Raw genomic sequence first — 12,189 nt, forward strand, 5'->3', positions numbered from 1 at the left:
TACGGGCGTAGTTCAAGGGTAGAATAGCGGTCTCCAAAACCGTTGATGGGGGTTCGAATCCCTCCGCCCGTGCAATAAAAAATATATCAAATGACAAAAGTTACTAATTATTTATCAGAGGCTTTCGAGGAGTTAAAGTCAAATGTTACTTGGCCAGCATGGGCTGAGGTTCAAAAATTGACAATTGTTGTGGCTGTATTTTCGATTCTGTTCGCTTTGGCAACATGGGGAGTAGACGAATTTTTTGCAAAAGCTTTGGCTGGATTTTTTAACTGGTTAAAAGGATAATTTTTTTGTGATGGCAGATAATAATGTGAAAAAATGGTATGTAGTTAGAGCTGTAAGCGGTCAAGAGAATAAGGTGAAAGCTTACATTGAAACTGAGATTGCCAGACTAGGGATGGAGGATTATGTTTCCCAAGTTTTAGTTCCTACTGAAAAAGTGGTTACTGTAAAAGAAGGGAAAAAAATGTCTAAGGATAAAGTTTATTTCCCTGGATATGTTATGATTGAAGCTAACTTAGTTGGTGAGATACCTCATATTATTAAGTCTATTACAAGTGTAATTGGTTTTTTAGGAGAGATCAAAGGTGGGGAACCTGTTCCTTTGAGGTTGTCTGAAGTAAATCGTATGTTAGGAAAAGTTGATGAGTTAGCAGTTAATACTGATACTCGTGCAATTCCTTTCAGTTTAGGTGAAACTGTAAAAGTGATCGATGGTCCTTTTAACGGATTTAACGGTACGGTTGAAAAAATCAATGAAGAAAAGCGTAAACTTGAAGTTATGGTTAAAATTTTCGGAAGAAAAACACCATTGGAATTAAGTTTTATGCAAGTAGAAAAAGTATAATTTTTTGTTACACTATAATAAACCATTGTAATCGCTTCCATTGATTACAGTGTTAAATTTTTTAAAAATGGCTAAAGAAATTAGTAAGGTAGTTAAACTACAAGTTAAGGGAGGTGCTGCGAACCCGTCGCCACCGGTTGGACCTGCTTTAGGAGCTGCTGGGGTTAACATCATGGAGTTCTGTAAGCAATTTAATGCTAGAACTCAGGATAAACCTGGCAAAATTTGTCCAGTGCAAATCACTGTGTACAAAGACAAATCATTTGATTTTGTTGTTAAGACTCCTCCAGCAGCAGTTCAGTTAATGGAAGCTGCAAAGCTAAAATCTGGTTCTGGTGAGCCTAATCGTAAAAAAGTAGCTAGCGTTACTTGGGAACAAATTAGAACTATTGCTGAAGACAAAATGCCGGACTTAAACGCTTTCACAATCGAGAAAGCTATGAGTATGGTTGCTGGAACAGCTAGATCTATGGGTATAACTGTATCAGGAGATGCTCCTTTTTAATTAAGAAAAAGACATGGCAAAATTAACAAAAAAGCAAAAAGAGGCTGCTTCAAAAATTGAAAAGAACAAATTATACTCTCTAAAAGATGCTGCTGCATTATTGAAAGTTGTTGCTTCTGCAAAATTTGATGAGTCTGTTGATATCGCAGTTCGTTTAGGAGTAGATCCTAGAAAAGCGAATCAAATGGTAAGAGGTGTGGTAACTTTACCTCACGGAACAGGAAAAGATGTTAAAGTATTAGCATTGGTTACTCCAGATAAAGAGGCTGAAGCAAGAGAAGCTGGAGCAGATCACGTTGGTCTTGATGATTACCTTCAAAAAATTAAAGATGGTTGGACAGATGTTGATGTTATCATCACTATGCCAGCTGTTATGGGTAAATTAGGTCCATTAGGTCGTATTTTAGGACCTAGAGGTTTAATGCCAAACCCTAAAACAGGTACTGTAACTATGGATGTTGCAAAAGCTGTTCAAGAGGTTAAAGCTGGTAAAATTGACTTTAAAGTTGATAAAACTGGTATCGTTCACGCAGGAATTGGTAAAGTTTCTTTTGGAGCTGAGCAAATTGTTGACAACGCACACGAAATTATTCAAACATTAATAAAACTTAAACCAACTGCTGCTAAAGGTACATACATTAAAGGTATTCACCTTACAAGCACTATGAGTCCTGCAATTGCATTAGACCCAAAAGCAGTATAATTGGTAGTTAAAAATTTTTAGTATGACTAGAGAAGAAAAATCAATCGCGATTGAAAATTTAACTGCGCAGTTAGCTGGTACAAATATCGTTTACATATCTGATATTTCTGGTTTAAACGCAGAGACAACTTCAAACTTACGTAGAGCTTGTTTTAAAGCTGGTATCAAATTGGAGGTTGTTAAGAACACTTTGCTTGCAAAAGCAATGGAAGCTTCTGCTAATGATTATGGTGATTTACCTACAGTTTTAGCTGGTAACAGTGCTATCTTTATTTCTGATGTTGCTAACGCACCTGGAAAAATTATCAAAGATTTCCGTAAGAAATCTGATAAACCAGTTTTAAAAGGAGCTTACATCAACTCTGAAGTATATATTGGGGATAACCAATTAGATGCATTAGCTACAATTAAATCTAAAGAAGAGCTTATTGGAGAAATCATTGGATTATTACAATCTCCAGCTCAAAGAATTATTTCTGCTTTACAAAACAAATTCGCAGGTAGCGAAGAAGAAACTGAAGCATAATAATCAAAGCAGGGAAGCTTGCTTCCTTGTTGCTTAAATTAGCGCACAATAATTAAATTATATTTTTACAAATCATTTTAAACGATAGAAAAAATGGCAGATTTGAAACAATTCGCAGAACAATTAGTTAACTTAACAGTTAAAGAAGTTAACGAATTAGCAACAATATTAAAAGACGAGTATGGTATCGAGCCTGCTGCTGCAGCTGTAGTAGTTGCTGCTGGTGGTGGAGAAGGTGCTGCTGAAGAAGCACAAACTGAATTTACAGTTGTATTAAAAGAAGCTGGTGCTTCTAAATTAGCAGTTGTGAAATTAGTAAAAGAACTTACAGGTTTAGGTTTGAAAGAAGCTAAAGATGTAGTTGACGGTGCTCCAAGTAACGTTAAAGAAGGTGTTTCTAAAGAAGAGGCTGAAGGTCTTAAGAAAGCATTAGAAGAAGCTGGAGCTGTAGTTGAATTAAAATAATTCAACTCGGTTTTAAGAACTAGGTTTAGGTCCTGAGTTAACACTCAAAGGCCTAAACCATTTTTCGTATAATAAAATACATTAAATTTTATTATCAAATAGTTTAATATACGAAAGAGTTTTTGATCAATACGAAGAAAAAAAATGGAACCTGATTTTATCGTTTTATTTTTAAAGATGTATTGATTTTAAAAAGAAAGTATAAACTACGCAGTGTGTTTTTACACAAAAAAATTACTTTTTTTTAATCAAAATTTTGTCCATTGATGATAACAAATCAGACTGAAAGATTGAATTTTGCCTCTACAAAAAACATTCCTGACTATCCGGATTTCTTGGATGTTCAGGTTAAATCTTTTAAAGATTTCTTCCAATTAGAAACGAAATCTGACGAAAGAGGCAACGAAGGGTTATACAATACCTTCATGGAAAACTTCCCAATTACAGATACAAGAAACAACTTTGTATTGGAATTCCTAGATTATTTTGTTGATCCGCCACGTTATACAATTCAAGAATGTATAGAGAGAGGTCTTACTTATAGTGTGCCTTTAAAAGCTAGGTTAAAACTATACTGTACAGATCCAGAACACGAAGATTTTGAAACAATTGTGCAAGATGTTTATCTTGGAACAATACCTTACATGACTCCAAGTGGTACTTTTGTAATTAATGGTGCCGAGCGTGTTGTAGTATCACAATTACACCGTTCTCCTGGGGTTTTCTTTGGACAGTCATTCCACGCAAATGGAACTAAACTTTATTCTGCAAGAGTAATTCCTTTTAAAGGATCTTGGATAGAATTCTCTACAGATATCAACAGCGTAATGTACGCGTATATCGATAGAAAGAAAAAATTACCTGTAACAACTTTATTCCGTGCTATCGGTTTCGAAAGAGATAAGGATATCCTTGAAATTTTCGACTTAGCTGAGGAAATTAAAGTTTCTAAAACTGGTATTAAGAAATATATTGGAAGAAGACTTGCTGCACGTGTATTGAACACATGGCATGAGGATTTCGTTGATGAAGATACCGGAGAGGTAGTTTCTATTGAACGTAATGAAATCATCCTTGATCGTGATACAATTATCGACAAAGATAATGTTGAAGAGATCATCGATTCTAACGTTAAATCTATTTTGTTACACAAAGAGGATAACAATCAGGCAGATTATGCTATTATCCACAACACATTACAAAAAGATCCAACAAACTCTGAAAAAGAAGCTGTAGAGCACATTTACCGTCAGTTGCGTAATGCTGAACCGCCTGATGAGGAAACTGCTCGTGGTATTATAGATAAATTGTTCTTCTCTGATCAACGTTATAACTTAGGTGAAGTTGGTCGTTATAGAATGAACAAAAAATTAGATTTAGATATCCCTATGGATAAGCAAGTGCTTACTAAAGAGGATATCATTACAATCGTTAAATATTTGATCGAATTGATCAACTCTAAAGCAGAGATTGATGATATTGATCACTTATCAAACCGTCGTGTTAGAACAGTTGGTGAACAATTGTCTCAACAATTCGGTGTTGGTTTAGCACGTATGGCTAGAACTATTCGTGAGAGAATGAACGTTAGAGATAACGAGGTGTTTACACCAATTGATTTGATCAATGCTAAAACATTATCATCAGTTATCAACTCTTTCTTTGGTACTAACCAGTTATCTCAATTTATGGACCAAACGAATCCATTAGCTGAGATTACACACAAAAGAAGACTTTCTGCACTTGGACCTGGTGGACTTTCGAGAGAGAGAGCTGGTTTCGAGGTTCGTGACGTTCACTATACTCACTATGGTCGTTTATGTCCGATTGAAACTCCTGAGGGACCAAACATTGGTTTGATTTCATCTCTTGGTGTTTATGCAAAAGTAAACGGAATGGGATTCATCGAAACTCCATACCGTAAAGTAACTAATGGTGTAGTTGATTTAGAAAGTACTCCAGTTTACTTAAGTGCTGAAGAAGAAGAAGGTAAAATGATTGCTCAGGCAAACATTGAAATGGATGCTACAGGTAAAATTACAGCTAGCAATGTTATTGCTCGTGAGGAAGGTGACTTCCCGGTTGTTGAGCCATCAGTAGTTCATTATACAGACGTTGCTCCTAATCAGATTGCATCGATTTCTGCGTCATTGATTCCTTTCTTGGAGCATGATGATGCGAACCGTGCGTTGATGGGATCAAACATGATGCGTCAGGCAGTTCCTTTGATCCGTCCTGAAGCACCAATCGTAGGTACAGGTTTAGAGCGTCAGGTAGCCTCAGATTCAAGAGTATTAATCAATGCTGAAGGGCATGGTACTGTTGAATATGTTGATGCAAATATCATTACTATTAAATACGATCGTACAGAAGACGAGAGAATGGTTAGTTTTGATGCTGATGAGAAAACATACAACCTTATTAAATTTAGAAAAACCAATCAAGGTACAAGTATTAACTTGAAACCAATCGTAAGGAAAGGTGATAGAGTTATTCCTGGACAAGTATTATCAGAAGGATATGCTACTCAAAATGGAGAATTAGCATTAGGTAGAAACTTAAAAGTTGCGTTCATGCCATGGAAAGGGTACAACTTCGAGGATGCGATTGTAATTTCTGAGAAAGTAGTTCGTGATGATATTTTTACTTCTATCCACGTTGATGATTATTCATTAGAGGTTAGAGATACTAAGTTAGGAAACGAAGAGCTAACAAACGATATTCCTAACGTTTCTGAAGAAGCTACTAAAGATTTAGATGAAAACGGTATGATTAGAATTGGAGCAGAGGTTAAGCCTGGCGACATTTTGATCGGAAAAATTACACCAAAAGGAGAATCAGATCCTACTCCAGAGGAGAAATTGCTTCGAGCAATCTTCGGGGATAAAGCAGGAGATGTAAAAGATGCTTCATTAAAAGCTTCTCCATCTTTACATGGTGTAGTTCTTGACAAAAAATTATTTGCAAGAGCCGTAAAAGATAAACGTAAACGTACTCAGGATAAAGATGCTTTAGGGGCTTTAGAAATGGAGTTCGAAACTAAATTTGTTGAATTAAAAGACAGATTGGTTGAGAAATTATTCTTGATCGTTAACGGAAAAACATCTCAAGGTGTAATGAATGATTTGGGTGAAGAAGTTTTACCAAAAGGTAAAAAATATACTCAAAAAATGCTTTACGCAGTAGAAGATTTCGCTCACTTAAGCAAAGGTCAATGGGTTGCTGATGATGCTACTAATAAAATGGTTAATGATTTGATTCATAACTATAAAATTAAGCTGAACGACTTACAAGGAGCTTTAAGAAGAGAGAAATTTACTATTACAGTTGGAGATGAATTACCATCTGGAATCTTGAAATTGGCTAAAATCTATATCGCTAAAAAACGTAAGTTAAAAGTTGGTGATAAAATGGCAGGACGTCACGGTAACAAAGGTATTGTTGCTAGAATCGTTCGTCATGAAGATATGCCTTTCTTAGAAGATGGAACACCGGTAGATATCGTATTGAATCCACTAGGGGTACCTTCACGTATGAACATTGGTCAGATTTATGAGACTGTTCTTGGATGGGCTGGTATGAACTTGGGTAGAAAATTTGCTACTCCAATTTTCGACGGTGCTTCTCTAGACGAAATCAATGCTTTGACTGATGAAGCTAATGTACCACGTTTCGGACATACATATCTTTATGATGGTGGAACTGGAGAGCGTTTTGCACAAAAAGCAACTGTGGGTGTAATTTACATGCTTAAATTAGGACACATGGTTGATGATAAGATGCACGCACGTTCTATCGGACCATACTCATTGATTACGCAACAGCCACTTGGAGGTAAGGCTCAATTTGGAGGTCAGCGTTTTGGAGAGATGGAGGTTTGGGCACTTGAGGCTTATGGAGCTTCTAGTACTCTACGTGAAATCTTAACTGTTAAGTCTGATGACGTTATTGGTAGAGCTAAAACTTACGAGGCTATCGTTAAGGGTGAAACTATGCCAGAACCAGGTTTACCAGAATCATTCAATGTATTAATGCACGAATTGAAAGGTCTAGGTTTAGATCTTCGTTTGGAAGAATAATAAAAGTTTTGGAATCAGTCCCGATTTTTATCGGGACTGATTACTCATTTATAATAAGTTTTTAAAGATTTATACCCGTAACCCGTTCCGATTTTTTATAACAATGTCAGGCATTTTATAACTAGCGCTTCAAATAAGAATTTGAGGTTTAGAGAAGTAACCCGAGGTAGTAGCTGAATGATTAACTCTTATTTTTTTAAGAGTAGATTATAAATCTAAATTCAATTTTTTAATTGCAAATAAATCAATAGTAAAAACTATGATGAATAACAGAAACAATAATAAAGATAAGAATCCTGTAAAAAGATTTAACAAAATCTCTATTGGATTGGCTTCACCAGAATCTATCTTGAAAGAATCAAGAGGAGAGGTTTTAAAGCCAGAAACAATTAACTATAGAACGCACAAACCAGAGCGTGACGGACTTTTCTGCGAAAGAATCTTCGGACCAGTAAAAGATTTCGAATGTGCTTGCGGTAAGTATAAAAGAATTCGTTACAAAGGTATCATCTGTGACCGTTGTGGTGTTGAAGTTACGGAGAAAAAAGTACGTCGTGATAGAGTAGGACACATCAACCTTGTTGTGCCAATTGCTCATATCTGGTACTTCCGTTCTCTTCCAAACAAAATTGGTTATATCCTTGGTCTTCCATCTAAGAAATTAGATATGATCATTTACTACGAAAGATACGTGGTAATCCAAGCTGGTATCGCTAAAAATGCAGATGGAGAATCTTTACAAAGACTTGATTTCTTAACAGAAGAAGAATACTTAAATATTTTAGATACTCTTCCACAAGAAAACCAATACTTAGATGATTTAGATCCAAATAAATTTGTTGCCAAAATGGGAGCAGAGTGTATTATGGATTTATTGGCTCGTATTGACCTAGATGCTTTATCTTATGAACTAAGACATAGTGCTAACAACGAGACTTCTAAGCAAAGAAAAACTGAAGCTCTAAAAAGATTACAAGTTGTTGAATCTTTCCGTGAGTCTAACGAAAACCGCGAAAACCGTCCAGAATGGATGATCATGAAAGTGGTTCCAGTTATCCCACCAGAATTACGTCCGCTTGTGCCACTTGATGGAGGTCGTTTTGCAACTTCAGATTTGAACGATTTATATCGTCGTGTAATTATCCGTAATAACCGTTTGAAAAGATTAATGGAGATTAAAGCTCCAGAAGTTATCTTAAGAAACGAAAAACGTATGTTACAAGAATCAGTAGATTCATTATTTGATAACACACGTAAAGCTTCTGCTGTTAAAACAGAATCTAACAGACCATTAAAATCATTATCTGACTCATTAAAAGGTAAGCAAGGACGTTTTCGTCAAAACTTACTTGGTAAACGTGTAGATTATTCTGCTCGTTCGGTAATTGTTGTTGGTCCAGAGTTAAAATTATATGAGTGCGGATTGCCAAAAGATATGGCTTCTGAGTTATACAAACCTTTCGTTATCCGTAAATTGATTGAAAGAGGTATTGTTAAAACAGTAAAATCTGCTAAGAAAATCATAGACAAAAAAGAGCCGGTAGTTTGGGATATCTTAGAAAACGTAATTAAAGGACACCCAGTATTACTGAACCGTGCTCCTACTTTGCACAGACTTGGTATTCAGGCTTTCCAGCCAAAATTAATTGAAGGAAAAGCGATCCAGTTACACCCATTAGTATGTACGGCTTTCAACGCCGATTTCGATGGTGACCAGATGGCGGTTCACTTACCATTAGGACCAGAGGCTATTTTAGAGGCACAATTATTAATGTTGGCTTCTCACAATATCTTGAACCCAGCAAATGGTGCTCCAATTACTGTACCTTCTCAGGACATGGTCTTGGGTCTATACTATATGACCAAAGAGCGTATTTCTACAGAAGATCACATTATTTTAGGTCAAGATTTGACTTTCTATTCTGCTGAAGAAGTAAACATTGCATTAAACGAAGGAAGATTAGAATTGAATGCTCGTGTGAAAATTAGAGCAAAAGATTTTAATGACACTGGAGAATTAGTGTACAAAATCATTCAAACAACTGCAGGACGTGTATTATTTAACGAAGTAGTACCTGAAGCAGCTGGATATATCAATGACGTATTGACTAAGAAAAACCTTAGAGATATTATCGGACACATTTTAAGTGTGACTGATGTACCTACAACGGCAGCTTTCTTGGATAATATGAAAGATATGGGTTATAAATTCGCATTTAGAGGAGGTTTATCATTCTCTTTAGGTGATATTAGAATCCCAGAACAAAAAACGAAGTTAATTGCAGATGCTAGAGAGCAAGTTGAAGGTATCTCAACTAACTATAACATGGGTCTTATCACAAATAACGAACGTTACAACCAAGTTATTGACGTATGGACTTCAGCAAATGCTCAGTTAACAGAATTAGCAATGAAAAATATTAGAGAAGACCAACAAGGTTTCAACTCTGTATATATGATGCTTGACTCTGGGGCGAGGGGTTCTAAGGAACAGATTCGTCAGTTAACTGGTATGCGTGGTTTGATGGCTAAGCCTAAAAAATCTACTGCTGGTGGTGGTGAGATTATTGAAAACCCGATTCTTTCTAACTTTAAGGAAGGTCTTTCGATCCTTGAGTACTTCATTTCTACTCACGGTGCTCGTAAAGGTCTTGCGGATACGGCTCTTAAAACGGCCGATGCTGGTTACTTAACAAGAAGGCTTCATGACGTTTCTCAAGATGTTATTGTTAACATCGAAGATTGTGGAACTTTAAGAGGTGTTGAAGTTGCTGCATTGAAGAAAAATGAAGAAATCGTTGAATCTTTAGGAGAGAGAATTTTAGGACGTGTTGCATTGCAAGATGTTATTAATCCTCTTACTAATGAAGTAATGGTTCAATCTGGTCAACAAATTACTGAAGCAATTATGAGAACTATCGAAGCTTCTCCAATTGAAAAAGTAGAGGTTAGATCTCCATTAACTTGTGAGGCTTTAAAAGGTATTTGTGCTAAATGTTACGGTAGAAACTTAGCTACTGGTAAAATGACACAAAGAGGTGAAGCTGTCGGAGTTATTGCAGCTCAGTCTATTGGAGAGCCAGGTACACAGTTGACACTTCGTACGTTCCACGTTGGAGGGGTTGCTGGAGGTATCTCTGAAGAGTCTAGTATTGTTACAAGATTCGCAGGTAGACTTGAAATTGAAGATTTAAAAACAGTTAAAGGAGAAGACGGAGAAGGAAATTCTGTTGATATCGTAGTTTCACGTTCAACTGAGTTGAAATTAGTTGACGAAAAAACTGGAATTGTTTTAAATACGCATAACATTCCTTATGGATCTAGTATTTTTGTTAATGATGGAGATACTGTTGCTAAAGGAACTGTAATCTGTAAATGGGATCCTTATAACGGTGTAATTGTTTCTGAGTTTACTGGTAAGATTGCTTACGAGGATTTAGAGCAAGGACAATCGTTCATGGTTGAGATCGATGAGCAGACTGGTTTCCAGGAAAAAGTAATTTCTGAGGCTAGAAACAAAAAGTTAATTCCAACTTTATTGGTTTACGGTAAAGAAGGTGAATTGATTCGTTCTTACAACTTACCAGTAGGTGCACACTTAATGGTTGAAAATGGTGAGAAAATTAAAGCAGGTAAAGTATTAGTAAAAATCCCACGTCGTTCTTCTAAAGCAGGCGATATCACGGGAGGTTTACCAAGAATTACTGAGCTTTTAGAGGCTCGTAACCCTTCAAACCCAGCTGTTGTATCTGAAATTGATGGTGTTGTATCTTTCGGAAAAATCAAAAGAGGTAACCGTGAGATCGTTATCGAGTCTAAATTTGGTGAGATTAAAAAGTATTTAGTTAAACTTTCTAGCCAAATCTTAGTACAAGAAAATGACTTCGTAAGAGCGGGAGTTCCATTGTCTGACGGTGCAATTACACCAGATGATATCTTAAGAATTCAAGGTCCAGCTGCTGTTCAACAGTACTTGGTAAATGAAATTCAAGAGGTTTACCGTTTACAAGGGGTAAAAATTAATGACAAGCACTTTGAGGTAGTTATTCGTCAAATGATGCGTAAAGTAAGAGTTCAGGATCCAGGTGATACTTTATTCTTAGAAGATCAATTAATTCACACTAAAGATTTCATCGTTCAAAACGATAAATTATATGGTATGAAAGTAGTTGAAGATGCTGGAGATTCTTCAGTATTGAAACCAGGTCAAATCATTACACCTCGTGAATTACGTGACGAAAATTCGTTATTGAAACGTACAGATAAAAATCTTGTTGTAGCAAGAGATGTAATTACTGCGACTGCAACGCCAGTTCTTCAAGGTATTACAAGAGCTTCGTTACAAACTAAATCATTCATTTCTGCGGCTTCATTCCAGGAGACAACGAAAGTACTTAACGAAGCTGCAGTAGCTGGTAAAGTAGATGATCTAGAAGGATTAAAAGAAAATGTAATTGTTGGTCACAGAATTCCTGCGGGAACTGGTATGAGAGAATACGATAACACTATCGTAGGATCTAAAGACGATTACAATGAAATGATGGCTAATAAAGAAGAATACATTTATTAATTAGGAAACTATGAGTAATCCGAAACAACAACAAGAGCAAATTAATATTGAGCTAGACGAAACTGTCGCAGAAGGAATTTATTCTAATCTTGCGATTATTAATCACTCATCATCAGAGTTTGTTTTAGATTTTGTGAGCATTATGCCAGGTATTCCTAAAGCCAAGGTAAAGTCAAGAATTGTTTTGACACCACAACATGCTAAAAGATTATTACGAGCAATTGGTGAAAATATCCACAGATTTGAAGCAGCCCATGGCGAAATCAAAGAAACGGAACAAGCGCCAATACCACTTAATTTCGGTCCTGCGGGACAAGCATAAATTTTAAAGCCCCAGTAATGGGGCTTTTTTTTAGTATCAATTTTCTATTTTGCAGTTTATCCGATTTAATTGGTATTTCATCGACTAAATTTCTGCCTTACTTAAGTTTGCAGTATTTTAGCAATTCCGAATTAGAAAAATTTATATTAGAATAATAACTCAGTAAGGT

The 12,189-nt window shown here is 36.0% G+C and carries 9 protein-coding genes and 1 tRNA gene; all 10 read left to right on the top strand.

The window, feature by feature from the left end:
* Position 1: 1 nt before the first annotated feature.
* The 10 genes from FN795_RS11245 (at position 2) to FN795_RS11290 (ending at position 12,020) form a co-directional block, all read left to right on the top strand.
* Positions 2-72, top strand: a tRNA-Trp gene (locus FN795_RS11245).
* A gap of 18 nt (positions 73-90) precedes the next feature.
* Complete coding sequence (gene secE, locus FN795_RS11250) at positions 91-288, top strand: preprotein translocase subunit SecE (RefSeq protein WP_008466927.1); 198 nt, start codon at positions 91-93, stop codon at positions 286-288.
* Between the two features lie 10 nt (positions 289-298).
* On the top strand, positions 299-850 hold the full coding sequence (gene nusG, locus FN795_RS11255; protein WP_031456759.1) for a transcription termination/antitermination protein NusG: 552 nt from the start codon (positions 299-301) through the stop codon (positions 848-850).
* A 67-nt stretch (positions 851-917) separates the two neighbouring features.
* Positions 918-1,355, top strand: coding sequence for a 50S ribosomal protein L11 (gene rplK, locus FN795_RS11260; RefSeq protein ID WP_008466923.1), 438 nt, complete (start codon positions 918-920; stop codon positions 1,353-1,355).
* 13 nt (positions 1,356-1,368) lie between these two features.
* Complete coding sequence (rplA, locus tag FN795_RS11265) at positions 1,369-2,058, top strand: 50S ribosomal protein L1 (protein ID WP_012024013.1); 690 nt, start codon at positions 1,369-1,371, stop codon at positions 2,056-2,058.
* A 22-nt stretch (positions 2,059-2,080) separates the two neighbouring features.
* Positions 2,081-2,584 carry a 50S ribosomal protein L10 gene (gene rplJ, locus FN795_RS11270; RefSeq protein ID WP_142450670.1) on the top strand — a complete coding sequence of 168 codons (504 nt, stop codon included), beginning with the start codon at positions 2,081-2,083 and terminating at the stop codon, positions 2,582-2,584.
* Between the two features lie 93 nt (positions 2,585-2,677).
* Positions 2,678-3,049, top strand: coding sequence for a 50S ribosomal protein L7/L12 (gene rplL / locus FN795_RS11275; RefSeq protein WP_026730429.1), 372 nt, complete (start codon positions 2,678-2,680; stop codon positions 3,047-3,049).
* 266 nt (positions 3,050-3,315) lie between these two features.
* The gene (rpoB, locus tag FN795_RS11280; RefSeq protein WP_142450671.1) at positions 3,316-7,128 is read left to right on the top strand and encodes a DNA-directed RNA polymerase subunit beta; all 3,813 of its coding nucleotides are present in this window, start codon (positions 3,316-3,318) and stop codon (positions 7,126-7,128) included.
* 259 nt (positions 7,129-7,387) lie between these two features.
* Positions 7,388-11,698, top strand: a complete 4,311-nt coding sequence (gene rpoC / locus FN795_RS11285; protein ID WP_142450672.1) for a DNA-directed RNA polymerase subunit beta' — start codon at positions 7,388-7,390, stop codon at positions 11,696-11,698.
* Between the two features lie 10 nt (positions 11,699-11,708).
* On the top strand, positions 11,709-12,020 hold the full coding sequence (locus tag FN795_RS11290) for a DUF3467 domain-containing protein (RefSeq protein WP_008466913.1): 312 nt from the start codon (positions 11,709-11,711) through the stop codon (positions 12,018-12,020).
* Positions 12,021-12,189: the final 169 nt, after the last annotated feature.

The sequence above is a fragment of the Flavobacterium resistens genome (genome assembly GCF_900182645.1).
Classification (GTDB): domain Bacteria; phylum Bacteroidota; class Bacteroidia; order Flavobacteriales; family Flavobacteriaceae; genus Flavobacterium; species Flavobacterium resistens.